25 protein-coding genes and 1 riboswitch are annotated in these 26,231 nt (G+C 73.1%); of the genes, 15 read left to right on the forward strand and 10 right to left on the reverse strand.

Annotated features, from left to right (window positions below; translation table 11 throughout):
* Positions 1–113 precede the first annotated feature (113 nt).
* The gene (locus tag ACFVU9_RS16150; RefSeq protein WP_387593778.1) at positions 114–1,124 is read left to right on the forward strand and encodes a hypothetical protein; all 1,011 of its coding nucleotides are present in this window, start codon (positions 114–116) and stop codon (positions 1,122–1,124) included.
* Positions 1,125–1,223: 99 nt separating this feature from the next.
* Here the strand turns inward: ACFVU9_RS16150 and nagA are convergent, their stop codons facing one another.
* Positions 1,224–2,420 (reverse strand): N-acetylglucosamine-6-phosphate deacetylase, encoded by a 1,197-nt coding sequence (gene nagA / locus ACFVU9_RS16155; protein WP_380435783.1) that lies wholly within the window; start codon positions 2,418–2,420, stop codon positions 1,224–1,226.
* Between the two features lie 283 nt (positions 2,421–2,703).
* Complete coding sequence (locus ACFVU9_RS16160; RefSeq protein ID WP_380435785.1) at positions 2,704–3,678, reverse strand: ROK family protein; 975 nt, start codon at positions 3,676–3,678, stop codon at positions 2,704–2,706.
* A 335-nt stretch (positions 3,679–4,013) separates the two neighbouring features.
* On the opposite strand from ACFVU9_RS16160, the gene ACFVU9_RS16165 reads away from it, so the two are divergent.
* Entirely contained in the window at positions 4,014–5,294 is a 1,281-nt protein-coding gene (locus ACFVU9_RS16165) for an extracellular solute-binding protein (protein ID WP_380435787.1), read from the forward strand.
* Positions 5,295–5,356: 62 nt separating this feature from the next.
* Here ACFVU9_RS16165 and ACFVU9_RS16170 read toward each other — a convergent pair whose 3' ends face one another.
* Positions 5,357–5,707, reverse strand: a complete 351-nt coding sequence (locus ACFVU9_RS16170; RefSeq protein ID WP_387593781.1) for a cupin domain-containing protein — start codon at positions 5,705–5,707, stop codon at positions 5,357–5,359.
* 126 nt (positions 5,708–5,833) lie between these two features.
* Here ACFVU9_RS16170 and ACFVU9_RS16175 point away from each other — a divergent pair, with 126 nt between their 5' ends.
* Both ACFVU9_RS16175 and otsB read left to right on the forward strand, forming a co-directional pair.
* Positions 5,834–6,061: a DUF3263 domain-containing protein gene (locus ACFVU9_RS16175; RefSeq protein WP_380435791.1), complete on the forward strand. Its 228-nt coding sequence runs from the start codon at positions 5,834–5,836 to the stop codon at positions 6,059–6,061.
* Positions 6,062–6,212: 151 nt separating this feature from the next.
* On the forward strand, positions 6,213–7,052 hold the full coding sequence (gene otsB / locus ACFVU9_RS16180; RefSeq protein ID WP_387593783.1) for a trehalose-phosphatase: 840 nt from the start codon (positions 6,213–6,215) through the stop codon (positions 7,050–7,052).
* Here otsB and ACFVU9_RS16185 read toward each other — a convergent pair.
* Positions 7,039–8,493: a trehalose-6-phosphate synthase gene (locus tag ACFVU9_RS16185; RefSeq protein WP_380435458.1), complete on the reverse strand. Its 1,455-nt coding sequence runs from the start codon at positions 8,491–8,493 to the stop codon at positions 7,039–7,041. The two genes, otsB and ACFVU9_RS16185, sit on opposite strands and share 14 nt — an antisense overlap.
* 265 nt (positions 8,494–8,758) lie before the next feature.
* Entirely contained in the window at positions 8,759–9,787 is a 1,029-nt protein-coding gene (locus ACFVU9_RS16190; RefSeq protein ID WP_387593785.1) for a glucosyl-3-phosphoglycerate synthase, read from the reverse strand.
* Positions 9,788–9,929: 142 nt separating this feature from the next.
* Positions 9,930–10,062, forward strand: a riboswitch (SAM riboswitch).
* Positions 10,063–10,079: 17 nt separating this feature from the next.
* Between ACFVU9_RS16190 and thrC the strand changes: the two genes are divergently transcribed.
* The 5 genes from thrC to ACFVU9_RS16215 all read left to right on the forward strand — a co-directional run bounded on the left by thrC (position 10,080) and on the right by ACFVU9_RS16215 (position 14,778).
* Positions 10,080–11,360 carry a threonine synthase gene (gene thrC, locus ACFVU9_RS16195; protein ID WP_380435462.1) on the forward strand — a complete coding sequence of 427 codons (1,281 nt, stop codon included), beginning with the start codon at positions 10,080–10,082 and terminating at the stop codon, positions 11,358–11,360.
* A gap of 23 nt (positions 11,361–11,383) precedes the next feature.
* The gene (locus tag ACFVU9_RS16200) at positions 11,384–11,662 is read left to right on the forward strand and encodes a ubiquitin-like small modifier protein 1 (RefSeq protein ID WP_380435464.1); all 279 of its coding nucleotides are present in this window, start codon (positions 11,384–11,386) and stop codon (positions 11,660–11,662) included.
* A 544-nt stretch (positions 11,663–12,206) separates the two neighbouring features.
* Positions 12,207–12,407: a cold-shock protein gene (locus ACFVU9_RS16205; protein WP_153461112.1), complete on the forward strand. Its 201-nt coding sequence runs from the start codon at positions 12,207–12,209 to the stop codon at positions 12,405–12,407.
* Between the two features lie 310 nt (positions 12,408–12,717).
* Entirely contained in the window at positions 12,718–14,337 is a 1,620-nt protein-coding gene (gene groL / locus ACFVU9_RS16210; RefSeq protein ID WP_380435466.1) for a chaperonin GroEL, read from the forward strand.
* Between the two features lie 90 nt (positions 14,338–14,427).
* Positions 14,428–14,778: a hypothetical protein gene (locus ACFVU9_RS16215; RefSeq protein WP_380509630.1), complete on the forward strand. Its 351-nt coding sequence runs from the start codon at positions 14,428–14,430 to the stop codon at positions 14,776–14,778.
* On the opposite strand, the gene ACFVU9_RS16220 is transcribed toward ACFVU9_RS16215, so the two are convergent.
* Positions 14,775–15,422, reverse strand: coding sequence for a hypothetical protein (locus ACFVU9_RS16220; RefSeq protein WP_387593788.1), 648 nt, complete (start codon positions 15,420–15,422; stop codon positions 14,775–14,777). The genes ACFVU9_RS16215 and ACFVU9_RS16220 overlap by 4 nt on opposite strands.
* 88 nt (positions 15,423–15,510) lie before the next feature.
* Between ACFVU9_RS16220 and ACFVU9_RS16225 the strand changes: the two genes are divergently transcribed.
* The 3 genes from ACFVU9_RS16225 to ACFVU9_RS16235 all read left to right on the forward strand — a co-directional run bounded on the left by ACFVU9_RS16225 (position 15,511) and on the right by ACFVU9_RS16235 (position 17,636).
* Entirely contained in the window at positions 15,511–15,894 is a 384-nt protein-coding gene (locus ACFVU9_RS16225; RefSeq protein ID WP_380435472.1) for a PadR family transcriptional regulator, read from the forward strand.
* On the forward strand, positions 15,891–16,868 hold the full coding sequence (locus ACFVU9_RS16230; RefSeq protein ID WP_387593790.1) for a hypothetical protein: 978 nt from the start codon (positions 15,891–15,893) through the stop codon (positions 16,866–16,868). Before ACFVU9_RS16225 ends, ACFVU9_RS16230 begins: the two co-directional genes overlap by 4 nt.
* A gap of 81 nt (positions 16,869–16,949) precedes the next feature.
* Complete coding sequence (locus tag ACFVU9_RS16235) at positions 16,950–17,636, forward strand: copper homeostasis protein CutC (RefSeq protein ID WP_380435476.1); 687 nt, start codon at positions 16,950–16,952, stop codon at positions 17,634–17,636.
* Positions 17,637–17,719: 83 nt separating this feature from the next.
* On the opposite strand, the gene ACFVU9_RS16240 is transcribed toward ACFVU9_RS16235, so the two are convergent.
* On the reverse strand, positions 17,720–19,771 hold the full coding sequence (locus tag ACFVU9_RS16240) for a HelD family protein (protein WP_387593792.1): 2,052 nt from the start codon (positions 19,769–19,771) through the stop codon (positions 17,720–17,722).
* A 290-nt stretch (positions 19,772–20,061) separates the two neighbouring features.
* On the opposite strand from ACFVU9_RS16240, the gene ACFVU9_RS16245 reads away from it, so the two are divergent.
* Complete coding sequence (locus tag ACFVU9_RS16245) at positions 20,062–20,217, forward strand: hypothetical protein (RefSeq protein ID WP_380435480.1); 156 nt, start codon at positions 20,062–20,064, stop codon at positions 20,215–20,217.
* 6 nt (positions 20,218–20,223) lie between these two features.
* Here the strand turns inward: ACFVU9_RS16245 and ACFVU9_RS16250 are convergent, their stop codons facing one another.
* Together ACFVU9_RS16250 and ACFVU9_RS16255 are read right to left on the reverse strand one after the other, a co-directional pair.
* Positions 20,224–21,861: a DNA repair helicase XPB gene (locus ACFVU9_RS16250; RefSeq protein WP_380435482.1), complete on the reverse strand. Its 1,638-nt coding sequence runs from the start codon at positions 21,859–21,861 to the stop codon at positions 20,224–20,226.
* An 82-nt stretch (positions 21,862–21,943) separates the two neighbouring features.
* A complete protein-coding gene (locus ACFVU9_RS16255; RefSeq protein ID WP_380435484.1) occupies positions 21,944–22,345 on the reverse strand; it encodes a hypothetical protein in 402 nt (133 codons plus the stop codon).
* Between the two features lie 104 nt (positions 22,346–22,449).
* Here ACFVU9_RS16255 and ACFVU9_RS16260 point away from each other — a divergent pair, with 104 nt between their 5' ends.
* Positions 22,450–22,701: a hypothetical protein gene (locus tag ACFVU9_RS16260; RefSeq protein WP_380435486.1), complete on the forward strand. Its 252-nt coding sequence runs from the start codon at positions 22,450–22,452 to the stop codon at positions 22,699–22,701.
* A 6-nt stretch (positions 22,702–22,707) separates the two neighbouring features.
* Here ACFVU9_RS16260 and ACFVU9_RS16265 read toward each other — a convergent pair whose 3' ends face one another.
* Positions 22,708–25,209, reverse strand: coding sequence for a helicase-associated domain-containing protein (locus tag ACFVU9_RS16265; RefSeq protein WP_387593795.1), 2,502 nt, complete (start codon positions 25,207–25,209; stop codon positions 22,708–22,710).
* Between the two features lie 135 nt (positions 25,210–25,344).
* Here ACFVU9_RS16265 and ACFVU9_RS16270 point away from each other — a divergent pair, with 135 nt between their 5' ends.
* Positions 25,345–26,187, forward strand: a complete 843-nt coding sequence (locus tag ACFVU9_RS16270; protein WP_387593797.1) for a hypothetical protein — start codon at positions 25,345–25,347, stop codon at positions 26,185–26,187.
* The last annotated feature ends 44 nt before the right edge of the window (positions 26,188–26,231 follow it).

Below are 26,231 nucleotides of genomic sequence, written 5' to 3' on the forward strand. Positions count from 1 at the left end.
TGTCAAGCCCTCGTTCCGGGCGGCCGGGTCGGGCAGGTAGGGTTCCCCGGTAACGAGAGCGTCCATGACCTGCGCCTGGGGCCGCCGGCCCGGCGGCGCGAACGATGGGGGAGTTGACCACCGTGACGACCGCCGGCAACAACGGAGCGCCCGAGGGCCCGGGGGGCGGTGCCCCTCAGGAAGACGACCCCTTCGGTTACCTCTACCGCCCGGCCGACGGGTCCTCCGGGCAGTCGGCCGAGCCGCAGCAGGGTGTGCCGCGTACGCCGTACAGCCGCCCGATGGAGGTCGGCCGTGCCCAGTACGGCCAGCAGCAGTCCTACCCTCCGCGCGCGCAGCAGCAGCCGCAGTACTTCCAGCAAGGGTCCCCGCAGCAGGGCCCCGGCCAGCCGTACCCGCAGCAGTACGGCCAGCAGCAGCCCGACTACGGCAGCGTCCCCACGCAGCAGACCCGCTACGCCGAGCACTCCCGCCCGCAGCCGGGTGACGACCGCCAGGGCAGCAGCGGCCGGAGCAAGGGTGCGGTGATCGGCGCGGTGGCGGTGATCGCGGCGATCGCGATCGGCGCCGGGATCGCGCTGTCCACCGGGGACTCGGGCGACGACAAGAAGGCCGCCAAGGGCGGCCAGCAGACCGCCGCCTCGGTGGCTCCCAGCACGACCGGCTCCGGCACCCCGTCCGGGACCTCCTCCGCCTCGGCCTCGCCGAGCGCCTCCGCCTCCGGCGGGCCGGTGACGGTGGACGCGGGACAGCTCCAGGGCCAGAACGCACCCTCCGGAAACACCGTCAAGGGCGCCAAGTCCGCGGACGGCAGCTACCTGACGCTCCAGCCGGGCGGTTCGCTGAGCTGGACCGGTGAGGTGGCCGCGGCCGGCACCTACAAGCTGACCGTGCACTTCAACAACGCCGGCGGCGACGTGCGGGGTGCGGCGTCGGTCAACGGCAAGGACTGGCCGAGCGGACTGGCCTTCAAGAACTACTCGCCCGGCAAGGACCCGGCGTCCTCGTGGTACTCCACCTGGATACTGCCGCAGCTCCAGGCCGGTTCGAACACCATCACGATGACCGTGCCGTCCGGCGGGCCGATCCTGGTCGACCAGATCACGGTGGAGCCGAGCAGCTGACGGGCTGACGACGGCCCGGTCGGGCCCGGACGCGCCGACGGCCGCCCGTCCCCGGTAAGCGGGGAGGGCGGCCGTCGGCGTTCCGTCAGGCGGCTCCGGTCAGGCCGGCTTGACGGTGGTGAAGCGGTCGCCGCCGACGACCCACTCGCCGCGGCGCATGACGGCGACGAGGTCGTGGGTGGCGGAGTCGAGCACGACCAGGTCGGCGTACTTGCCGGTTTCCAGGGTGCCGACGGAGTCGCCCAGGCCGAGCAGCCGGGCCGGGGTCGTGCAGAGCGACTGGACGGCCTGGTCGAGCGTCAGGCCGTTGACGGTGACCGAGCGCTTGAACGCGACGTCCAGGGTGAGCGTCGAGCCGGCGATCGAGCCGCCCTCGACCAGCCGGGCCACGCCGTCCTTGACCTCGACCTGGAGCGGGCCGAGCGGGTAGAGGCCGTCGCCCATGCCCGCGGCGCCCATGGCGTCGGTGATCAGGGCGACCCGCTCGGCGCCCGCGGTGCCGTAGGCGAGGTCGAGGACGGACGGGTGCAGGTGCACGCCGTCGTTGATCAGCTCGACGGTGACCCGCTCGTCCTCCAGCAGCGCCACGATCGGGCCCGGGGCCCGGTGGGCGATCGCCGGCATCGCGTTGAACAGGTGGGTCGCCACGGTCGCGCCCGCGTCGACGGCCTCCAGCGTCGTCGCGTAGTCGGAGTCGGTGTGGCCGACGGCCGCGATGACGCCGAGGTCGGCGAGCATCCGGACGGAGTCGAGGCCGCCGGGGAGCTCGGGGGCGAGGGTGACCATCTTCGCGTGGCCGCGGGCCGCGTCGACGAGCTTGCGCACCAGCGCCGGGTCCGGGTCGCGCAGCAGGTCGGGGCGGTGGGCGCCGCAGCGGTTGCGGGAGATGAACGGGCCCTCGAAGTGGATGCCGGCCAGCACGCCGTCCTCGACCAGTTCGGACAGCACGGCGGCCTGGCGGGCGACCTCGTCGATCTCGCCGGTGACGGTCGAGGCGATGGTGGTCGTGGTGCCGTGTTCGAGGTGGGTCCGGGCGGCCCGCAGCGCCTCCTCGGCGATGCCGGAGGCGTAGGACGCGCCGCCGCCGCCGTGGACGTGCAGGTCGACGAAGCCCGGGACGACGGTGTGGCCGGTCAGGTCGAGGTCGCCAGGCTCGGCCCCGCCACCACGCGCCCCACTCGTGATGGCCGCGATCCGGTCGCCCTCGACGGCGATCCGCTCGCCCTCGACGACCCCGCCGGGCAGGACCAGCCGGGCGCCGGCCAGTGCGGTACGGTCACGCTCCGCGGCAGTCACGCGGTCACCTCCATCTGTCGGGACGGGCGTCCCGGGTTCTCGAATGCGCTGGGCGCCGGCAGGCCGCTGTGGTCGGTGACCCGGCTCCGGACGGCGGTCGGCGTCCGGGTGCCACGGGGGTGCGGGGGCCGGGCCGGCCGGTGGCGTCGGGTCGGCTCCGGGTGTCGGGTCGGCCGGTGGTGTTGGGTCCGCTCCCGGGGGCGGGACGGCCGGTGCGTCCGGGTGGGCCCGTGCGGTCCCGGATGCCGAGCATGAGGCCTCGGAGGCCGGGTGGGGAGCCCCCTCACGGGCGCGGGGGGTGGGTTTCGGCGAGCAGGTCCCAGGCGAGGAGACCGGCCCCCAGCGACGCCGCGGTGTCCTTCAGCATCGCCGGTACGACCTTCGGGGGCATCTGGAAGGTCAGACGCTCGGTGATGGCCGCCCGCAGCGGGGTGAAGAGCGTGTCGCCGGCCTCGGCCAGCCCGCCGCCGACGATCACCGTGGACGGGTCGAGCAGGCTCTGGGCGAGCACGATGCCGTCCGCCAGGGCGTCGACGGCGCCCTGCCAGACCGCGAGTGCGCGGTCGTCCCCGGCGTCCACCGCGGCGGCGCAGGATGCCGCGTCGGCGTCGGGGTCGCCGCTGGCCGCGGCCCAGGCCCGGGAGACCGCGGAGGCCGAGGCCAGTGTCTCCAGGCAGCCGCGGGCGCCGCAGCCGCACTGCGGGCCGCCCGGGCGCACCACGACGTGGCCGATCTCGCCGCCGTAGCCGTGGGCCCCGGCCTCGATCCGCCCGTCGATGCCGATGGCGCCGGCGATGCCGGTGCCGAGCGCGATGAACAGGAAGCGGCCGACGCCCCGGCCGGCGCCGATCCGGCCCTCGGCGAGGCCGCCGGAGCGCACGTCGTGGCCGAGGGCGACGGGGATCGGGGCGCTGCTGCTGCCCCCCTTCGCGGGGGCGGGGGTCGCGAGGCGCTCGCCGAGGAGCTTGCGCAGCGGCAGGTCGCGCCAGCCGAGGTTGGCGGAGTAGACCGCGATGCCGTTCCTCTCGTCGATCGTGCCGGGCACGGCCACGCCGGCCGCGAGCGGAGCGACGCCGAAGCGGTCGCGGCCCTCGGCCGCCAGGTCGGCGGCGAAGTCGAGGATGGCGGCGACGACGGCGTCCGTGCCGTGCTCCCGCCCGGTCGGTCGGCGTGCCTCGAACAGCACGGAGCCGTCCTGGGCGAGCAGCGCGGCCTTCATGCCGGTGCCGCCTACATCGAGTGCGATGACGTGCTTCACGGGGGACAGTTTCCCTTGGCCGGGTCGAAGAGGTCTAGTCCAGTTGTCGGATTGGTCTGGTCCATACTGGGTGAGCTTTGTCGCAGAAGCGGGCGGTGTGCGGGGCTTTGGGGTGTGGGGTTTCGGAGGGTTGGGAGGGGCTGGGGCGGTGGTTCGGGCGGGCGTCGACGGTGTTTCGTTGCGCATCGTGCAATGACGTCCGCACTTCGATAACTACTTGCCGGACACGGGGCAGAGGTATGGACCACTGTGGGGTCGGTTTGGCAGTGTTGCGCCTCCCCCCTGCCGGAATCACCCCTCCGGTCGCATTTCTCCCCCCGAAGGCGGTACCCGCGTTGAACAGGCGCGCCCACGTCCCCACCCGTGTGCTCGGCACCGCGCTGGCCGGAGCGCTGGTGCTCTCCGCGGTCAGCGCCTGCAGCGGACAGGGCGACGGGCCCGTCACCATCAGGCTGGTCGCCGCGGACTACGGCGAGAACGCCGACACCAGCTCCAAGCTGTACTGGGACGAGGTCGTGCGCGGCTTCGAGGCGCAGAACCCCGGCATCAAGGTCGACGTCGACGTCGAGAGCTGGACCGACATCGGCAAGAAGGTCGACGACCTGATCGCGGCCGGCAAGTCGCCCGACCTCCTGCAGACCGGCGGCTTCGCCGACCAGGTCGCCGCGGACCGGCTGTACCCGGCGGCGGACGTGCTCTCGCTGGACACCCAGGCCAAGTTCATGGACTCCTTCGCCCACGCCGGGCAGGTGCTCGGCACGCAGTACGGGATTCCCTTCGTCTCTTCCTCCCGCGTGCTCTTCTACAACAAGACGCTCTTCAAGCAGGCGGGAATCAGCCAGCCGCCGGTCACCTGGAGCGAACTGCGGCAGGACGCCGAGAAGATCAAGGCCAAGGCGCCGGGAGTCACCCCGTACGGCCTCCCGCTGGGGCCCGAGGAGGCACCGGCCGAGTCCATGCTGTGGACGCTGAGCGGCGGCGGCCTGCTCTCCGACGACGTCGGCAACTACACGATCGACAGCGCCCAGAACCAGGCCACCTTCACCTGGCTCAAGAGCAACCTGGTGAGCACCGGGCTGACCTATCCCGAGCCGGGCAAGATGAACCGCACCCCGGTGTTCCAGGACTTCGCGTCCGGGAAGGTCGCGATGCTGAACGGGCACCCGACGCTGCTGCGGATGGCCACCGCCGGGAACGTCGACTTCGGGACGGCCCCGATCCCCAGGAAGGACGGCCTCAACAAGACCGGCAGCCTCGGCGTCGCGGACTGGATGATGGCCTTCAAGGCCAACGGGCACAAGGACCAGATCAAGAAGTTCCTGTCCTTCGTCTTCATGCGGGAGAACCAGCTCAAGTTCGACGAGCGGTACAACCTCCTGCCGGTGACCCAGGACGCCTTCGGCCAGATGTCCTCGGACCCCAAGCACGTCGACCTCAAGCAGTTCGCCACCGGTCTGACCAACGCCAGCTTCTACCCGTTCGGCGACCCGGCCTGGGCGGACGTGAGCAACCGGATCAAGGCCGGGATCGGCGAGGCCGTCACCGGGGACCCGAAGCAGGTCCTCACCGGGCTGCAGGACGCCGCCGTCAAGGAGGCGGCCCGGCTTCGGAAGTGAGGCCGGGCCTGGGCGGGGTGCGGCCGGGTCTGGGCGGAGGTGCGGCGGGGTGCCTCCTTCCTTCAGGGGAGGGTGATGGCGTAGGCCTTCCTGAGGGTCTCGTGGACGGTCCACGTCGTCCGGTCGCCCTCCCGCAGGACGGCGCAGTCGCCCGGGCCCACGTGCAGCGTCGGGCCGCCGTCGACCTCGATGGTGGCCCGGCCGCTCAGCACCACGAACATCTCGTCGGCCTCGGTGTCGGTGACCACGCCCGGGGTGATCTGCCAGATGCCGCGCAGCTGCCGGCCGTCGGCGGACTCGTGCAGGACCTTCCCGGTGACCTCCGGGGTGCCCTCGACGATCTGCGCGGGGTCCAGGGGCTCGGGGATCAGGTCGGCGTCGGGGACGTGGACGGTGAAGCTCGATTCGATCATGACCGTGACGTTAGCCGGGGCGCTCGGCCGGGGGAGGACGCAGAGTGTGTCCTGGGGACGTCCGAGAATGACACTTCGTAGGTCGTGGGAGGTGTTCTCGGCAGGAGGTCTTCAGGAGGTGTTCTCGTGGGCGAGCTGAGTGAGCGGGACCGGGCGGTGCTGGAGCTCGAAGGGCGCCAGTGGCGTACGGCGGGGGCCAAGGAGCGGGCCGTCCGGGAGGAGCTGGGGATCTCCAGCACCCGGTACTACCAGGTGTTGAACGCGCTGCTGGACCGGCCGGAGGCTCTGGCGCACGCGCCGGTGCTGGTGAATCGGTTGCGCCGGGTGAGGGATGCGCGGCGCGCGGCTCGGTGACGTGGGGGCCGCTGCGCGGGGCTTGGGGCGGGGTCGTGGGCTTTCGGGTGGGTGGGGGGTGCCGGGGGTGGCTGAGGACGGGATGGGGGGTGGTTGAGGGGATGCGTTGGTGGGGGGTGGGGGCGTGCGGGTTTCGGGGTATGGGCACCGCATGGGTTTTGTTGAGACGTGGGTGCCGGTGACCGGGGCCGGGCGGGACGGGGTTCGGGGGATCCTCGCTTCGCCCGGTGATGCCGTGGTCGCTCTGGACTTCGACGGGACGCTCGCGCCGATCGTCGCGGATCCCTCGCGGGCTCAGGCGCATCCGGGGGTGGCGGGGGCGCTCCGCAGCGTGACTCCGTTCGTTCGCTCGGTGGTCGTCATCACCGGGCGGCCGGCTGCCCTCGCGGTCGAGTACGGGGGGTTGGCCGGGCTTCCCGGGGTCGTGGTGCTCGGGCACTACGGCGCCGAGCGCTGGGAGGCCGGTGAGCTCTCGGCGCCCGACGTGCATCCGGGGGTGGCCGCCGCGCGGGGGGCCCTGCCCGGGGTGCTGGCCGCCGTGGGGGCGCCCGAGGGGACGTGGGTCGAGGACAAGGGGCGCTCGCTGGCCGTGCACACGCGGCGTACGGAGGTGCCGGAGGAGGCGCTGGAGCTGCTGCGGGGGCCGGTCGCCGATCTGGCGGCGGAGCACGGGCTGGTGGTGGAGCCCGGGCGGCTGGTTCTGGAACTCCGGCCTCCAGGGGTGGACAAGGGGGCCGCGCTGACCGGCTTCCTGCGGGAGGTCGGGGCTCGGGCCGTGCTCTACGCGGGGGACGACCTGGGGGACGTCGCGGCTTTCGCCGCCGTCGAGAAGCTGCGCGGGGAGGGGCTCGCGGGCCTTCTGGTGTGCAGCGGCGCGGTGGGGGACGCGCCGGTGCGGGAGCTCGCCGACCGGGCTGACCTGGTGGTGCCCGGGCCGGCGGGCGTGGTGGAGCTGCTGGCGGATCTGGGCGAGGCGATCAGAGCGCGTTGAGCTGGTCCAGGAACCACTGCTGCGGCGGGAGCGCGGTGGCCGCCGCGGCCAGGCGCTTGGTGCGGTCGGCGCGCTCCTCGTCGGGCATGGTGAGGCCCGCGTGGAGGGCGTCGGCCGTCTCGATGACGTCGTACGGGTTCACGGAGATCGCGTCGTCGGCCAGTTCGCTGTGGGCGCCGGCCTCGCGGGACAGGACGAGCGCGCAGCCGTGGTCGGAGACCACCGGGACTTCCTTGGCCACCAGGTTCATGCCGTCCCGGATGGGGTTCACCAGGGCGACGTCGGCCAGCCGGTAGGCGGCGAGGGAGCGCGGGAAGTCGTCGTTGACGTGCAGGATCAGCGGCTGCCAGGTGGGGGTGGCGAATTCGGTGTTGATCGCTTCGGCGAGTTGCTCCACCCGGGCCGTGTAGTCGCGGTACTCGGCGAGGTCCGTGCGGGACGGGTAGGCGAAGGCGATGTGCACGACGCGGTCGTGCCACTCCGGGCGCGTGCGCAGGAGGTGGCGGTAGGCGAGCAGGCCCCGGACGATGTTCTTGCTGAGTTCGGTGCGGTCGACCCGGACGATCGTGCGCCGGTCGCCGACGGCCTCGCGCAGGGCGGCGAGGCGCTCGTCGACGTCCGGGCGGTGGGCGCGCTCGCGCAGGAAGTCGGCGTCGGCGCCCAGGGCGTGCACGCCGAGGCGGGTCGTGCGGCCGTCGTGGGTGATGGTGAGGGCGTCGTGGTCGACGGTCGCGTGCAGGATCTCCTCGCAGCACGCGGCGAAGGCCCTCGCCCAGCGTTCGGTGAGGAAGCCGGCCCGGTCGGCGCCGAGGATGCCGGTGAGGACGGCCCTGGCCACGTCGTCCGGGAGGAGCCGGAAGTACTCGGGCGGGGCCCACGGGGTGTGGGAGAAGTGGCCGATGCGCAGGTCGGGGCGGGCCGCGCGGAGCAGGGCCGGGGTGAGGGACAGGTGGTAGTCCTGGACCAGGACGGCGGCGTTCGGGGCGGCCTCGGCCGCGAGGGCGTCCGAGAAGGCCCGGTTGTACGTCTCGTAGGCGGCCCACTCGGTGCGGAAGCCGGCGTCGAAGGCGGGGGCGGTGGGCGTGGCGTAGAGCAGGTGGCTGACGAACCAGAGGGTCGAGTTGGCGACGCCGTTGTAGGCGCGGGCGAAGGTCTCCGGGTCGATGTCCAGCATCCGGACGGCCTGTCCGCCGACGTCGTGGCCGGCCAGGTCGAGGCGGCCGTGGGGGGCTTCGCGGGCGGCCCGGCGGTCCGCGTCGCCCAGGGCGGCGCACACCCAGACGGCGTTCGGGTCGTCGATCGCGGAGAGGCCGGAGACCAGGCCTCCGCCACCGCGTTTGAGGGTCAGCGTGCCGTCGTCCGCGGTGCTGAAGGAGACCGGTCCGCGGTTGGACGCCACCAGCACGGTCGCGCTCGAACGTTTGGTCGATGAATCGGCCATGAGTCCTCTTCTGGGTCTACCCGTTCACCCTTCGGGGTGGAATCCGAGCGTACGGCGGAGCGGAGCGCAGCGCGGCCGTACCGTCGAAGACCTGCGACATGCAGCGGTCAGGGCTTGGCCGCCATGAGGCTCCGCAGGGGTCGAGTGGGAAGCCTCCTCGTCGAGAGGGGGAGGAGTCACGGTTGGTACGTTGCCGGTCGGCAGACGTCGCAAACCAATCGCCGGACAACCGGCGAGATCGCAGCGGCCGCACTGTTCGGGTCTGTCACCCGTCGGTGCGGCGCTTCGCGTACTCGGGGACGGTGTGCATCGGGGGGCGTTCCGTGGCCGTCACGGGGTGGGTGTGGGCGGTGAACGCGCGGGTCTCCGGGTCGCGGGTGAACTGGGTGAGCAGCGGGTGGACGAGGTCGGCCGAGGCCTTGAGGCGGTGGGCGCGGTCGAGGCGTTCCAGCGCGGTGCGGTAGATGGTGGCGGCCATCCGGCCGAGGGCCTGGCCGTCCTGGTGGCGGTGGTGGCGGACGCCGACGTCGACCTGGGCCAGGGCGTCGAGGCCGACGAGCTCCAACGCGTCGACCAGGAGGCCGAGTTCGACGCCGTAGCCGGTGGGGAAGGGGAGCCGTTCGAGCAGTACGCGGCGGGCCGCGTACTCACCGCCGAGCGGCTGGACGAAACCGGCGAGTTCCGGCCAGTGCAGGTTGAGGAGGGGGCGGGCGACCAGTTCCGTCACCCGGCCACCGCCGGCCGGGAAGACCGCGTCGGGGTCCCCGGCGGAGCCGCTGACTTCGAGCGGGCGGTCGTACATGGCCTTGACCAGCTGGATGTCCGGCTCGGTGAGCAGCGGGCCGACGGTGCCGGAGACGAAGGCGGGGTCGAACTCGCGCAGGTCGGCGTCGACGAAGCAGACGATGTCGCCGCGGGTGACCAGCAGCGAGCGCCACAGCACCTCGCCCTTGCCGGGCACGGCGGGCAGCCGGGGCAGGATCCCGTCGCGCGGCACGACCCGGGCGCCGGCCGCGGCGGCCACGGCGGCGGTGTCGTCGGCGGAGCCGGAGTCGACGACGACGAGCTCGTCGACGAGGGGGAGGCGCTCCATCAGCTCGCGCCGGATCGTGCGGACGATGTCGCCGACGGTGGCCGCCTCGTCGAGGGCGGGCAGGACGACGCTGACGCTGTGGCCGGTGCGGCGCTTGGCCGCCAGGAGGGTGTCGACCGGCCGGTCGGCCGCACTCCACGAGCGGCGGCCCAGCCAGGAGGCCGCCTGCGGGAGGAGTGCGGGGGTCGGTTCGGCGGGCACGGGACTCTCCTCGGCGGATCGGGGTGGAACGGGCCATCTCGCGTGGCGGACGGTCCCTTTCGGGCTCGGCGCCTTCGGATACAGTCTTCGTACAGCGGTCGGACCTTCGCACGCCGGGGTCACCGCTGACGACAACTTCACATGCTCATCCAGAGGGACTGAGGGAACGGCCCGTTGACGTCCCGGCAACCTTCTCGCGCGGCTTTCACCAGGCCCCGGCGGGACAGGTGCCAATTCCGGCCCGTGGTGCGCCCGCACCACGGGGAAGATGAGGAGAGAGGCCTCCGCCATCATGGCTATCGACACAGTCGCACCCGCATCCGTGGATCTCGGCCCCGCCACCGCCCTGTCCTGTCGGGAGTGCGGCACCCGCTTCCCGCTCGGTCCGAGCTTCGCCTGTGTGGAGTGCTTCGGGCCGCTGGAGATCGCGTACGAGTTCGGGAGCGAGGCCGCCGAGGAGCTGCGCAAGCGCATCGAGGCCGGGCCCGCGTCGATCTGGCGCTACGCGCCGCTGCTGCCGGTGCCCGCGGACGTCGCTTCGAAGCCGAACCTGAATCCCGGCTGGACCCCGCTGGTCAAGGCGGACAACCTCGGTCGCGAGCTCGGGTTCACCGCGAACCTGTACGTGAAGGACGACTCGGGGAACCCGACGCACTCGTTCAAGGACCGCGTGGTGGCCTGCGCGATCGAGGCCGCGCGCGCCTTCGGCTACACCACGCTCTCCTGCTCGTCGACCGGCAACCTGGCCGGTGCGGTGGGTGCGGCGGCGGCCCGGGCCGGGTTCCGCTCGTGCGTGTTCATCCCGCACGACCTGGAGCAGGGCAAGGTCGTCATGGCCGGTGTGTACGGCGGCGAGCTGGTCGGCATCGAGGGCAACTACGACGACGTGAACCGCTTCTGCTCGGAGCTGATCGGCGACCCGGCCGGCGAGGGCTGGGGCTTCGTCAACGTCAACCTCCGCCCGTACTACGGCGAGGGCTCCAAGACGCTCGCGTACGAGATCTGCGAGCAGCTCGGCTGGCGGCTGCCGGAGCAGATCGTCATCCCGATCGCCTCGGGCTCGCAGCTCACGAAGATCGACAAGGGCCTGCAGGAGCTGATCAAGCTCGGGCTGGTCGAGGACCGGCCGTACCGGATCTTCGGCGCCCAGGCCGAGGGCTGCTCGCCGGTCTCCGCGGCGTTCAAGGCCGGCCGGGACGTGATCAAGCCGGTGAAGCCGGACACCATCGCCAAGTCGCTGGCGATCGGCAACCCGGCGGACGGCCCGTACGTGCTGGACATCGCGCGGCGCACCGGCGGAGCGGTCGAGGACGTCACCGACGCCGAGGTGGTGGCCGCCATCCGGCTGCTGGCCCGCACCGAGGGCATCTTCGCCGAGACCGCGGGCGGCGTGACCGTCGGCGTGCTCAAGAAGCTGGTCGAGACCGGGCAGCTGGATCCGGCCAAGGAGACCGTCGCGATCAACACCGGTGACGGCCTCAAGACCCTGGACGCCGTCGCCGATGCCGGGATGACCGCGGTCATCCGCCCGACGCTGGAGTCCTTCCGCACCGCCGGCCTCGCGTCCGCCTGATTCCCCCACGAGGAGAGCCACCCATGAGCGCCACCGTCCGCATCCCCACCATCCTGCGCACCTACACCGGCGGGTCCGCCGAGGTCACCGCCGACGGCGGGACCCTGGGCGACGTCATCGCCGACCTGGAGAAGAACCACGCGGGCATCTCCGCGCGCATCCTGGACGACACCGGCAAGCTGCGCCGTTTCGTGAACGTGTACGTGAACGACGACGACGTGCGATTCGCCGAGGGACTGGCGACCGAGATCAAGGACGGTGCCAGCGTCTCGATCATTCCGGCGGTGGCCGGCGGCTGCTGAGCCGCGCCCCGCTCCGACCGGCCGCCCGCGCGCACGGAATTCCGCATTCCGTGCGCGGGGGCGGCCGCTCGCATTTCGGCGGGAATATTTCCCGGTCGAGTGGGAGTAGAGTGTCGCTCGGCCGGGAACAAGGGTCCCCCTCACCCTCCCCGTGCGAACCGCCGCTCCGCCGTCCGTCCGTTGAGACCGCCCGGGGACCGGGTCCGGGAAACATGTCACGCGGATGTCAGAATTCTCCAGGGGATTTGTGTAATCCGTCCGCTATGTCCGGCGTGAATTGCGGAGTTCCTTCCGATTCGGCCCGTCCTGTCCCTTGACGCGGACCCGGAATTCACCGCGGAGGGCCCTGTTGCAGAGGGCGTCGATCCGGATACATTCAGCCGCGGTCGACGCAATCACCCGCTCACGGATGCCGTTCGGGGCGGTTGATCGCGGCGTGCACGGCTGCGCCCAGGGGGGGTTCCCCGGGCCGGCCTTCACAACCAACCCGGGCCCGCGACCTGCGGGACCGTGAAGGGCCAGCACAGCACTAGGGGAGTTCGGAATGGCTCAGGGCACCGTCAAGTGGTTCAACGCGGAGAAGGGCTACGGCTTCATCGCGGTCGACGGTGGTGCGGACGTCTTCGTCCACTACAGCGCGATCCAGATGGACGGCTACCGCACCCTCGAGGAGGGCCAGCGGGTCGAGTTCGAGATCTCCCAGGGACAGAAGGGCCCGCAGGCGGACATGGTCCGCGCGGTCTGACCCCTTCCGGCTCCAGGAGCTCGGCGCGGCCCACGGCTGGTGACCACTCGCTTCTCGACGGGCCCGCGCGACACGCGTCGTGCGGGCCCGTCGGCGTTCCCGCGGCGGCTCCCGGCTTGGCGATTGGGCTTGCACTCGACCACCCGGAGTGCTAATCATTGGCGTTAGCACTCACAGCTTGAGAGTGACAGCGGACCGGGTCGGTGAGGCCCTGGGAGCGGTAGGGGAATAGACCCCCGCACACCTTGGCCGTCCGTCGCGGGCACCCCTTGGTCCGAGCAGTCGACCGTGTCCCGGAGGACCACTTCAGATGGCCAAGATCATCGCCTTTGATGAGGAAGCTCGCCGCGGCCTTGAGCGTGGCATGAACCAGCTCGCCGACGCAGTGAAGGTCACGCTCGGCCCCAAGGGTCGCAACGTCGTGCTGGAGAAGAAGTGGGGCGCCCCCACGATCACCAACGACGGTGTCTCCATCGCCAAGGAGATCGAGCTCGAGGACCCGTACGAGAAGATCGGCGCGGAGCTCGTCAAGGAGGTCGCCAAGAAGACGGACGACGTCGCGGGTGACGGCACCACCACCGCCACCGTGCTCGCCCAGGCCCTGGTTCGCGAGGGTCTGCGCAACGTCGCCGCCGGCGCCAACCCGATGGCCCTGAAGCGCGGCATCGAGAAGGCCGTCGCCGCCGTCTCGGACCAGCTCCTGGCCCAGGCCACCGACGTGGAGACCAAGGAGCAGATCGCCTCCACCGCCTCCATCTCGGCCGCCGACACCCAGATCGGCGAGCTCATCGCCGAGGCCATGGACAAGGTCGGCAAGGAAGGCGTCATCACCGTCGAGGAGAGCAACACCTTCGGTCTGGAGCTCGAGCTCACCGAGGGCATGCGCTTCGACAAGGGCTACATCTCCGCCTACTTCGCCACCGACCTGGAGCGGATGGAGGCGACGTTCGAGGACCCGTACATCCTCATCGCCAACTCCAAGATCGGCGGCATCAAGGACCTGCTCCCGCTGCTGGAGAAGGTCATGCAGAGCGGCAAGCCGCTCGTCATCATCGCCGAGGACGTCGAGGGCGAGGCCCTCTCGACCCTGATCGTCAACAAGATCAAGGGCGTCTTCAAGTCCGTCGCCGTCAAGGCCCCGGGCTTCGGCGACCGCCGCAAGGCCATGCTCCAGGACATCGCCACCCTCACCGGCGGCACCGTGATCTCCGAGGAGGTCGGCCTGAAGCTGGAGAACGCCGGTCTGGACCTCCTGGGCGGCGCCCGCAAGGTCGTCATCACCAAGGACGAGACCACGATCGTCGACGGTGCCGGCGAGAGCGAGATGGTCGCGGGCCGCGTGAACCAGATCCGCGCCGAGATCGAGAACAGCGACTCGGACTACGACCGCGAGAAGCTCCAGGAGCGCCTCGCCAAGCTGGCCGGCGGCGTGGCCGTCATCAAGGCCGGCGCGGCCACCGAGGTGGAGCTCAAGGAGCGCAAGCACCGCATCGAGGACGCCGTCCGCAACGCCAAGGCCGCCGTCGAGGAGGGCATCGTCGCCGGTGGTGGCGTCGCCCTGCTGCAGGCCGCCGTCGCGTTCGACAAGCTGGAGCTCGAGGGCGACGAGGCCACCGGTGCCAACATCGTCCGCGTGGCGCTGGAGGCCCCGATCAAGCAGATCGCGACCAACGCTGGCCTCGAGGGCGGCGTCGTGGTGGAGAAGGTGCGCAACCTCCCCGCCGGTCACGGCCTGAACGCCGCCACCAACGAGTACGTCGACCTGATCGCCGTGGGCATCATCGACCCGGCCAAGGTGACCCGCTCGGCGCTGCAGAACGCCGCCTCGATCGCGGCCCTGTTCCTGACCACCGAGGCCGTCATCGCCGACAAGCCGGAGAAGGCCGCGGCCCCGGCCGGCGGCATGCCGGGCGGTGACATGGACTTCTGATCCGGGTCGTACGACCGGATCGGTGTTCCGATCGCGTGGGCGGTTCCCTTCGGGGGCCGCCCACGCGGCGTTGTTTGGGAGAATCGACGGATGGCTGACATCGAGACCGCCCTGCACGAGGCCCGTGCGCAGATCCTGTCCGACCTCACCGCGCGGGACGTGGCGGACGCCGCCGTCGTCTCGCTCGTGGAGCAGGCCGTCACGCACCGGCGGTGGTGGCTGGAGCAGTGGCCGGACGGCACCGAGTACGTGCTCGGGCTGGTCGCCCAGGACGTCCAGGACGCGCTGCTGGAGGCGTACGGGCGCTGGCCGCTGTGCACCGCCTGCGCGGCCGACGGGGACCCGCACGCGCTGAGCGTGGAGCCGGAGCTGGGGCCGGACCCGCACTGGGTGTGCGGCAAGCAGGGCGCCGCCGTCGCGCCGGTCGGCAAGTTGGTCTAGGACACGCCCTGGTTCTCCAGTAGTTCGAGTTCGGCCGCCAGGTTGGCCCGCGCGGGCGCGGTGAGGCGCTCGTGGGCGGCCGGGGTGTGGTAGAGCGCGGGCAGGGCGAGGAGTCGGCGCAGGACGGCCGCCCGGCCCGCCCGGAAGTCCGGCTCGGGCACGAAGCCGTACTCCTCGCGGACGGCGCCCGCGTAGGCCGCGTACGCCTCGGGGGTGCCGCCGAGCACGGCGAGGTCCGCGTCGCACAGCACCTCGCCGTCGCGGTCGCCCGGAGCGGGGTCGTGGGTGACGGTGAGCAGGACGAGGCGCTCGACCTCGGCCGTCCGCGCGGCGGGCAGGCCGGCGGCGGTCAGGGCCCGGACCGCGAGCGCCGCGCTGCGCTCCTCGTTCTCGGAACGGTCGGGCCGGTAGACGGCGTCGTGGAACCAGGCGGCGAGGCGGACGGCGTCCGGGTCGGCGGCGTGCGCGGCGAGGCCGTCGACGTGTCGCAGGACCGCGCGCAGGTGGTCGGCGGTGTGGTACCTGCGCTGCGGCTCGGCCCAGCGCCGGAGCAGCTCCCGCCCGTACGGCTCGGGGTCGACGGTGGTGCCGCAGCGGTGCAGCAGGGCGGTCCAGTCGGCGAGCAGGTCCTCGGTGTTCGGCATGGGCGCCATTGTGCTGGTCGTGTAACGGACGCCTCTCCGGGGGGACCGGTGCTGGACCTATATGCCGGTTGACGATATATGTAGACGCATGACAGAACGCTCGATGCAGGAGCCGACGCTGCTGCTGCTCACCGCACTGGCCGACGCGCCCAGGCACGGTTACGCGCTCATCCAGGAGATCTCCGAGATCTCCGACGGCCGGGTCAAGATGCGCACCGGCACCCTCTACGGCGCCCTCGACCGCCTGCTCCAGCAGGGCCTGATCGAGGTCGCCGCCGAGGAGATCGTGGACGGCCGGGCCCGCCGCACCTACGCGCTGACCGGCCCCGGCCGGACGGCGCTCGCCACCGAGGCGGAGCGGCTGCGGTCGGTCGCGGCCGAGGCGGAGCGCCGGCTGGCCACCGTCCGGTCGGCGCTGAAGGGGAAGCCCGGGACCGCGCTGCGGACCTTGACGAGGGGGAGTTTCGCATGACCACACCCACGATCGGAGCGCCCTCGGGCGCGCTGCGGGCCGCTCTCCAGCTGTACCCGTCCCGGTACCGCCGCGAGCGCGGCGAGGAGATCGCCGCCGTCTTCGCCGACGCCACGGCCGAGGCCGACCGCTCGGCCGTCGCCCGGGAGGTCTTCGACCTGGCCGCGTACGGGCTGCGGGTGCGGCTCGGGCTGACCGGCTCCGGGATGCTCGGGCGGGTGCTCGGGCTCGCCGCGCCGATGGTGGCCGGCGCGCTGGCCGGTTCGGGGCTGGTCCCGTGGGTCACCGACCCGGACGGGGCCTCCTTCAAGCTCACCTGGGATCACTCGTACACCACGTGGGCCACGATCCTCGCGCCGCCGGTGACCGCGCTGCTGCTCGCGATCGCGGCGCTGCTCGGGCGGTGGACGGCCGTGCGCGTCATCGCCTCGATCCAGGCGGTGCTCGGACTGGCCGTCCTGGCGCACGCGTTCACCGGGCCGGTGTTCTTCGACCTGTGGTGGGCCGGGTACGTCGGCATGGCGACCCTGCCGGCCGCGCTGGCCGCCGTGCTGCTGCTCGCGGCGCCGACGGACCTGCTGCCGAAGCCGGGTTGGCGCACCCGCGGGGTGGTGCTGGCCTCGGTGGTCGGTGGTGCCGGGCTGGTGTGGCTCCAGCGCTGGGACGACACCACCTTCCCGCTGGACTCGCAGTGGTTCGCGGTGCTGCTGCTCGTGCCGGTGCTGCTGACCTTCACCGCTCTGCGCGGCAAGGAGTTCCCGGCCGCCGTGGGCGTCGCGGTGCTGTCGCTGACGACGTTCGCGAGCCTGTTCAACATCTGGCGCGAGTCGGGCGGGTTCTCCCGGCTGCTGCCGGTCGCGCTGCCGGTGATCGGGCTGATGGTGATCGCCGCGGTGGCGATGCACAGGATCGGGCGGGGCGGCACGGGCGGCCCCGGCGGCGGCGACGTCGACGAGGAGCGCGCCGCGGCGTGACCTCGAGCCGGTCGCCGGGGCCGGTGACCGGAAGCGGGCGGCGGGCTCGCCGGGGGTGGGCGGATGTGGCAGGCTACGGATATGTCTAGACCAATTTTCGAAGTCATCGCGCTGACCCCCCAGGACGCCCGGGCCGCCGAGTCGGGCGGCGCCGACCGGCTCGAACTGGTCACGGACATGGCCGCCGACGGACTCTCCCCGTCCGTCGAGGACTTCGCCCGGATCCGGGCCGCCGTCGACCTGCCGCTGCGCGTCATGCTCCGCCTCCGGGACGGCTTCGCGCCGGGCGACCTGGACGAGCTGCGCGCCCGCGCCGCCGGGCTCCGCGCCGAGGGGGCCGAGGAGTTCGTCCTCGGCTTCCTCGACGCGGACGGCGCCGTCGACCTCGCCGCCACCGCGGCGGTCGCGGACGCGGTGGCCGGCTGCCGGTGGACCTTCCACCGGGCGATCGACCACAGCGCCGACCGGGCCGCCGTCCGCGCGGCCGTCGGCGCGCTGCCCGGACTGGACACCTTCCTCACCTCGGGCGCGCCGGGCGGCGTGGACGCCGGGCGCGAGGTGCTCCTCGCGGAACTGGCCAGGAAGGCCGAACCCGGGTACGGGCAGCGGATCCTGATCGGCGGCGGCCTGCGGGCCGAGCACGTGCCGGAGCTGCGGGCGGCCGGCTTCGACGCCTTCCACGTCGGCGGCGCGGTCCGCGCCGGCGGGTGGCAGGCGCCGGTCGACGCGGCGAAGGTCGCCGAGTGGCGGGCCCTGATCGACGGCTGAGCGTGGAAGCGCCGACAGCCGGTCGACCGGTGTCCGTCGCGCGCGGGAGGGGCCGGTCCGGATGCGGGCCGGCCCCTCCGCCGCTATCCGAGCTGTTCGGGCAGCGGCTCCGCGTGCAGGACGGTCAGGCCCGAGACGGCGCGGGTGAGCGCCACGTACAGGCGGCGCAGGCCGGTGCGCTCGTCCGGTTCGCCGGCGATCACGGCGGCCGGCTCGTCCAGCACCACGTAGTCGTACTCCAGACCCTTGGCCAGTGAGGCCGGGACGAGCGTCAGCCGGGCCTCGGCGCTGGTCTCGGCGCCGGGGGAGAGGTGCGGCAGGCCGGCCGCGGCCAGCGCCTCGGCGAACAGCGGGACGCGCGCGTCGGCGGCGATCAGGCCGGTCGAACCCTCGTGCTCCAGGGCCCGCCGGCAGGCCTCGACCACCGCCTCCGTCAGCTCCCCGTCCGCGACCCGGCGGATCGCCAGCGACCCCGCGGTGTCGCGCACCGAGGTCGCCGGAGCCAGGCCGGGGGCGATCGCGGGCAGCAGCCGGGAGGCGTACGCGATGACCTCCTCCGGCACCCGGAAGCCCTTGGTGAGCTCCTCGACGTGGGCGCCCGGTTTGCCCAGGTGGTGCAGGGCGTCCGGCCAGCTCGCGGTGGCCCACGGGGTGGTGCCCTGGGCGAGGTCGCCGAGGACGGTCGCCGAGCCGGTGGTGCAGCGGCGGCCGACCGCGCGGTACTGCATCGGGGAGAGGTCCTGGGCCTCGTCCAGCACCACGTGCCCGAGCGAGGGCGTGCGCTGGACCAGGTCGCCGGCCTCGTCGACCAGGACGGCGTCCGCCGCCGTCCAGCGGGCCGTCTTCACCGAGCGGCCGGGCTTGGGCCACAGCACCGCCCGCTGCTCCTCGGCGGTGAGCACGCCCTCGGCGCACGCGGCCAGGAACTCCGGGTCGGAGAGCAGCCGCAGCACCAGCTTGGCCGGGTCGACCGGCGGCCAGCACTGCTTGACGACGGCCTTGACCGCGGAGTTGCGGGCCACCGCGTCCTGCACCCGGTCGTCCGGGGCCTCGCCGGACTGCTCCATCTTCAGCAGCACGGTGTGCGCGATGCGCTGCGGCAGCGCCTCGCCGGCGGCGCCGTAGCGGGTGTCTCGTCCCTTCAACTCCTCGATGATCTCCACCAGTTCGTGGACGGGGACGCGCCAGCGGCGGGAGCCGCGGACCACCACGCAGGGCTCGGTGGGCAGCGCGATGCCCGAGCGGACGGCCCGGCGCAGCACCTCGGCCATCCGGGCGTCGCCCTTCAGCCGGGCCGACTCGGGGGTGTCCTCGCCCCTGACCTCGACGTGCCCGACCAGCTGCTGCACGGTGGCCTGCGCGACGTCGAGCTCCCCGAGGGCGGGCAGGACCTGCTCGATGTAGGAGAGGAACGCGTTGTTCGGGCCGATCACCAGCGTGCCGGTGCGGGCGAGGCGCTCGCGGTGCGCGTACAGCAGGTACGCGACGCGGTGCAGGCCGACGGCGGTCTTCCCGGTGCCGGGGGCGCCCTGGACGCAGATGGTGCCCGTGACGTCGGAGCGGACGATCTCGTCCTGCTCGGGCTGGATGGTGGCGACGATGTCGCGCATCGGGCCGACGCGGGGCTTCTCGATCTCGGCGGCGAGGAGGGCGGAGGAGGTTTCCGTCTCCTCGGGGTCGGTGAGGTGCTCGTCCTCGTACGCGGTGAGCTCGCCGCCGGTGTAGCCGAAGCGGCGGCGGCGCTCGACGTCCATCGGCTCGGTGCGGCTGGCCCGGTAGAACGGCTGGGAGACCGGCGCGCGCCAGTCGATCACCATCGGGTCGCCGTCGGCGTCGTGCACGTGGCGGCGGCCGATGTAGAAGTTCTCTCCTCCGCCGCCTTCGGACAGCTCCTCGCTGATCGCGTGCAGGTAGTCGAGGCGGCCGAAGAACAGCGGGGTGTCGGCGAGGTCGGCCAGGGCGGCGATCCTGGCCTCGATCTGGTTCTGGAGGACGGCGGCGGACACCCAGGTGCCGGTCACGTCGCGCAGGTCCAGCGACTGGACGTCCTCGCGCATCGCTCGCAGCGCGGACCGGGACGCGGCCAGGTGGTCGCGTTCGCGCTGGAGGGGGTCGGTGGTGGGGGTGGCGGGCACAGCGAACCTTCCCGGCTGCCCCGGTGGCGGGCGCAGCGGATCGATGGAGCTCACGGTGGGTACGGCCGGCCGGTTGCCGTGCGGTCGGCGCCTCCCCCGGCTGCCTGCGGGACTTCAGCAGGTACCACGGTTCGGGAGGGGGCAGACGGACGATCTTAGACCTGTCCGTCTCGGGGTTCCAGCCCCGCAGCTCTCAGGGGTGCGCATACACCCGGAGGACGAGGTCCGGCCCGGCGGATGCGGCCTTTGGAGTGATGCCTTCGGCCGGTCGGGTGCCTACCGTTGGAGACATGAGCACACGGAACCCCAGCACAGCCCCGGCCGGTGCCACCGCCCTCCCGGGCCGCCACCGCAACCCGCTCGCCACCGCCGTCCGCAACGTCGGGATCGCCCTGGACACCGCCGCGCGCGTGATCTTCCTCGGGCGCGACGGTGTCCGGTACTGAACCCCGCTAGAGCACGTCGTCCGCGTCGATGATGCGGTAGGCGTAGCCCTGCTCGGCCAGGAAGCGCTGCCGGTGCGCGGCGAAGTCCTGGTCCACGGTGTCCCGGGCGACCACCGAGTAGAAGTGCGCCGCGTGGCCGTCCGCCTTCGGGCGCAGGACGCGGCCGAGGCGCTGGGCCTCCTCCTGGCGGGAGCCGAAGGTCCCGGAGACCTGGATGGCCACCGTGGCCTCGGGCAGGTCGATCGAGAAGTTCGCGACCTTGGAGACCACGAGGACGCCGATCTCCTTGTTCCGGAACGCGTCGAACAGTTTCTCGCGCTGCGCGTTGCTGGTCTCGCCCTTGATCACCGGCGCGTCGAGCGCCTCCCCGAGCTCGTCCAGCTGGTCGATGTACTGGCCGATGATCAGCGTCTGGTCCTTCTCGTGCTTCCTGACCAGCGCCTCCACCACCCGCCGCTTGGTCGCCGTCGTGGCGCAGAAGCGGTAGCGCTCCTCCGGTTCGGCCGTCGCGTAGGCGAGGCGCTCGGAGTCGGTCAGGGTGACCCGCACCTCGCAGCAGTCGGCGGGCGCGATGTAGCCCTGCGCCTCGATCTCCTTCCACGGCGCGTCGAAGCGCTTGGGGCCGATGAGGCTGAACACGTCGCCCTCGCGGCCGTCCTCGCGCACGAGCGTCGCGGTCAGGCCGAGGCGCCGGCGGGCCTGGAGGTCGGCGGTGAACTTGAACACCGGCGCGGGCAGCAGGTGGACCTCGTCGTAGACGACCAGGCCCCAGTTGCGGGCGTCGAACAGCTCCAGGTGCGCGTACACGCCCTTCCGCTTGGTCGTCATCACCTGGTAGGTGGCGATGGTGACCGGGCGGATCTCCTTCTTCGTGCCGCTGTACTCGCCGATCTCGTCCTCGGTGAGCGAGGTGCGCTTGACCAGCTCGTGCTTCCACTGCCGGGCCGAGACGGTGTTGGTGACCAGGATCAGCGTGGTCGACTTCGCCTCCGCCATCGCGGCGGCGCCGACCAGCGTCTTGCCGGCGCCGCAGGGCAGCACGACGACGCCGGAGCCGCCGTGCCAGAAGCCCTCGACGGCCTGCGCCTGGTACGGGCGCAGCTGCCAGCCGTCCTGCTCCAGGTCGATGGGGTGCGCCTCGCCGTCCACGTACCCGGCGAAGTCCTCGGCGGGCCAGCCGAGTTTGAGCAGCACCTGCTTGATCTGGCCGCGCTCGGAGGGGTGCACGACCACGCTGTCCGGGTCGACCCGGGCTCCGACCAGCGGGACGATCTTCTTGGAGCGCAGCACCTCCTCCAGGACCGGCCGGTCGGTGGTGGTGAGCACGAGCCCGTGGACGGGGTGCTTGTTGAGCTGGAGGCGCCCGTAACGGGCCATGGTGTCGGCCACGTCCACCAGCAGCGCGTGCGGCACCGGGTAGCGCGAGTACGTCACCAGGGCGTCGACCACCTGCTCCGCGTCGTGCCCGGCGGCCCGCGCGTTCCACAGCCCGAGCGGCGTCACCCGGTACGTGTGCACGTGCTCGGGCGCCCGCTCCAGCTCGGCGAAGGGCGCGATGGCGCGGCGGCAGTCGGAGGCCTTGGGGTGGTCGATCTCCAGGAGAAGAGTTTTGTCGCTCTGGACGATGAGCGGTCCGTCGTTCACGCGGGGGAGCCCTCCACTGGCTGACAGGGTGGTTTGACGCAGACCCTCCAGTGTCGCTCATTCCGCGGTGAACGTGGGTGGGCTACTTCCACTCGTACAGGACGGCCTTGCCGTTGCCCTGGGGGTCGTTCTCGAACTCGAACAGGCCGACCAGGTCGTTGAGGCGCAGGAAGGCGTCCGCGGAGCTCTCGAAGTAGATGCTGCCGCGCCAGCGGACGGCGCCGCCCTCGGTGAAGTGGCCGATGCCGCTGCCGTGCCAGCTGTAGGCCTCGCCCTTGTCGGACATGCCGATGCCCTGGCCCTCGCCGAACAGCGAGCCGTCGGGGCGGAGCTCGGCCTCGTAGGTGACGAACTCCCGGGCGGGGTGGCCGAGGACCTGGCCGGTGCCGGTCATCGAGACTTCCAGTGCGGGGCTGCCGACCGTGGCGAGGACCCGCCGGCCGCTCTCCGTGGTGGTGAACTCCGCTATCCGATCGCCGAGCATGGTGGATGCCTCCTTGTCGGGTGCCCCTGTCTCCGGACTACGCCGGGTGCGCCCGGGCCGCAACCGCGTGGTGACCACGGCGGGTGTCGCTCGTTGGGCCGGGCATGAACAAGTCGAAGCGTGTTCTCACCGCCCTCGCCCTCATGGGGACGGCCTTCGCCGCCACCGCCTCCTCCGCCGGCTCGGCGCACGCCCTCGCGGGCATCGGGGAGGGGCCGGGCGGGCTGCTCGCCGCGCCCGGGTTCCTGCTGGCGGACACCGTCACCGGGGGCGAACTGCCGGTCGGGCAGGGGCAGATCGGCACCCTGGCGGACCAGGCGGTCAAGGAGAAGATGAAGGAGTCGCAGGGGCACTGAGCCCGTTCAGTCCTCCAGTTCGGCCACGCCCGTGATGCGGTGCAGGGCGAAGGTGCGCAGCTCGTCGGCGTGGTGGTCGAAGGCGGTGACGAAGCCGCCCTCGACCTTGACCGGGTCGATGATCCGCTGGCTGGCGATGCCCTCGGCGTTGAGGTAGCCGATCCACATCCGCTCGCCGAGCAGGACGGCGGTCTGGAGGGTGGCCAGCGTCTCGGCGGCGGCCGTGCGCGGCAGCTTGCGTGGGTCGGGGGCCGGCTCGCGGCGGGTGGCGGTCGCGGCGCGGTCGCCGGCCCGGATGGCCTTGATGGCGGCGGCGAGCAGGGTGTCGTCGGGGCTCGGGGGGCCGTCCGGGACGGGCGTCGGCGCGGTGCGCGGCGAGGTGCGGTGGCTGTCTGGGCGGGTGATCAGCACGTCGCCCTCGGCGGACTCGGCGGCCGGGGCGTAGCCCATCGTGCGCAGCGTCGCGAGCAGGACGTCCGGGGCGGCCTGGGAGGCGAGGACGGTGGGGGCGAGCAGCCGCAGCCGCAGGTCGGCGGAGCGGCGGTCGGCGAGGACCTCGCCGAGCAGCGAGGTGTCGTCGCAGCGCAGGTACGAGGACGCGGCGCCGACCCGCAGGACGCCGTGCCGACGGGCGACGTCGTCGATCAGGTACGTCAGCGGCTGCGGGACGGGCGTGCGCGAGTGCTGCTCCAGGAAGGCCCGCAGGTCGGCGGCGGTGCGTCCGGCGTCGAGGGCGCGGCGCACGGACGCCGGGGTGAACCGGTAGACGGTGGCGCCGCCCTTGGACTCGATGTCGGCGCAGAGCGCGAGCGCCTGGGCGAGCGGGGTGAGCAGCGGACCCGGGGCGATCGCGGTGAGGTCGGGCTGCAGGATGACGTGGTCGAGCGGCCGGGGCAGCAGCGGGGCCAGCACCTCGGCCGGGTCGGCCTCGGCGGTGAGCAGCGCGCGGGCGGGGGCGGCGAGGGCGCCGCGGCCGGTGATCCCCAGGAGTTCGGCCTCGGCGAGGGCCCAGCCGGCGAGGTCGTCGCGCAGTTCGTGGCCGCCCGGGCCGGTCGGGCCGCCGCGCAGCGGGCGCTGCCAGCGCAGGGTGGGCAGCAGTTCGGCGGCGGTGGCGGGGGTGCCGGGCGGGAGTTCGGCGAGCAGCGCGAGGGCGGCGCGGCGGACGGACGGGGCGAGCGTGCGGTCGAGTTCGGGGCCGAGGGCGGCGCGCGGCTTGCCCTTGCCGTCCGGGGTGCCGGTGAGGCCGGGCACGCGGGTGGCCGCGAGCCAGGCGGTGGCGAGGACGGACCAGCGCTCGGCGGTGTCCTGCTGGAGCCAGGTGTCGTACGCCGGGGTCGGGGCCCAGCACTCGTCGGCCTCGCCGTCCGGGGCCAGCAGGCCAGCGGTGTAGGCGAGTTCGAGCCAGAAGGGGGTCTGCTGCTCGGTGGTCTCCAGGGCCTGGGCGGTGCGCTTGAGGTCGCGCACGCCGAGGCCGCCCGCGCGCAGGGTGGGCGGCGGGGTGAGGCCCCACAGGTCGAGCAGCTCCTCGACGGTCTTGACGGCGGTGTGGGCCTGGCCGGCGGCGGCGCTGTCCACAGCCTGTGGATCGCGCGGTGGAGCGGCGGGCCGGGGCTCGGGCTGGGCGGGCTCGACGGTGCGGTGGGTGCGCCCGCCGCGCAGGTGCAGGGCGAGTTCGCGCGGCAGGACGACGCTGCCGGGGCCGCTCGGCAGCAGCAGGCCGCGGGCGAGCAGCCACTCGACGGGGCTCTGCGCGTCCTCGGCGGTGACCGGGCGGGCCGCGTCCGGGACGGTGCCGGTGGGCGGGCCCCAGACGAGGCGCTCCAGCAGCCGCAGCGCCGGCTCGGGGGCGGTGGCGAGCAGGGCGTCGCAGCGGGCGCGGTCGGCGAGCAGCGCGGTGAGCGCGGCGACGGCGGTGACCGGGTCCGGCGTCGCGGGCCGGCCGGCGGAGGCGAGCAGCTGCTGCAGCCGGGCCGGGGACATGCCCATGGTGGCGTCGGCGAGCGTCGGGCCGAGGCCGGTGCGTCCGGGATTGGCGGCGGTCGGCGCGAGCGCCTCGCGGACGGCGAGGACCAGGCGCAGCCCGTTGTCCGGACCCCACAGCAGGGCGCGGTCGCGCAGGGTGGCGATCGCCCGGGGCAGCGCGGCGGCCACGGCGGACCGGTCGGCCGGGGTGAGCGGGGTGGCGCCCGGGTGCGGCTTGACCTTCGCGGGGCCGGTCAGCAGCGTGCGGACGGTGGTGAGCGTGGTGCCGTCCGGTGCGGTGGCCAGCGCCTCGGCGACCTGCAGGGTGAACCGGTCGAGCCGCTCCAGGGCGCGCAGCGCGGAGGCGCGCGACGACAGCCGGGCGGACAGCTGGGTGAGGTCGCCGGGCACCGGGTTGAGCAGGTCCGGGCGGGCGCGGAGCAGGGCGGCCAGACCGTCGTCCGGGCGGGCGCGCAGCTCCTCGGCGAGCGTGCGGGGGCCGGCGGCGGACCTGCCGGAGCGTTGGGGGCCCTGCTGTGTGGTCATTCGACCTAGGTTAGTCGGGTGCGGCGCCGGTGGACCCGGGGTCGGGACTCGCGTGGGTGGGGGACTGGTGGGTAGCGTCACGCCGAGGGCGGTTCGGTGGGTCGGGCAGGGTACGGGCGAGGCGGGGTGTCGGGGATGACGGACGGCGAGTGGTGGCGCAAGAGCGGGCCGTGGAGCGCGCGGTCGGGCGGTGAGTCCGCCGGGACCCGCGACGGTGCCCGGGACGGCTCCCACGACGGCTCCGACGACAGCGTGTACGACGCCGCCACTGCGCCCGGCGTGCCGGGCATGTCAGCCGTGCCGCTCGACCCGCCGCGCGAGCCCGCGGAGGAGGCCGACCCGGACGCCGTACCGCCGCCGCAGGTGATCCACTCCGGCGGGGGCGGCTGGGACCTCGTGATGCTCAACTTCTCGGACGCGCCGGCGGCCCCGCCGAAGCAGATCCCCGAGCAGCGGGCGGCGGAGGGCGACGAGCCGACCGCGCAGCCGGTGGGGCCGCAGCCGGCGGCCGGGGCGAAGCCGAAGAAGGCACGGAAGGAGAAGAAGGCCGCCAGAGCCGCCGGTTCCGCGAAGCCAGGGCAGTCCCCGAAGTCCTCGAAGCCTCCGAAGAAGAGCGCACTCGCCGGCCGCCGCCCGTCCCCGCTGCTCCTGCTCGCCTCCGCCCTCCTCGCGGGCGGCGCCTGGACCGGTTTCTTCCCGGCCATGCTGGCGGGCTGGGGTCTCGGCTACCTCTCCAGCCAACTCAAGGACCTCACCCGCAAGTTCGCGATCTTCGGCATCCCGCTGATCACGATGAGCGCGTCCACCCTCTACCAGATGCGCCAGACCCAGCACGGCCAGGCGGGAGCCGGACCCGGTTCGCAGCTCGGGCAGATGACCTGGGCGTCCGCCCCGGGCGTACTGCGCCTCTCGGCGGCCCTGACGGCGGCGTTCCTGCTGCTCATGGCTCTGCGCCGCAAGCCGCAGCAGGAAGGGTGACACCTCGCAGCAACACGGCGGCCCTGCACCCTTGGGTGGGGTGC

This window comes from Kitasatospora sp. NPDC057936 (genome assembly GCF_042887525.1).
GTDB lineage: Bacteria > Actinomycetota > Actinomycetes > Streptomycetales > Streptomycetaceae > Kitasatospora.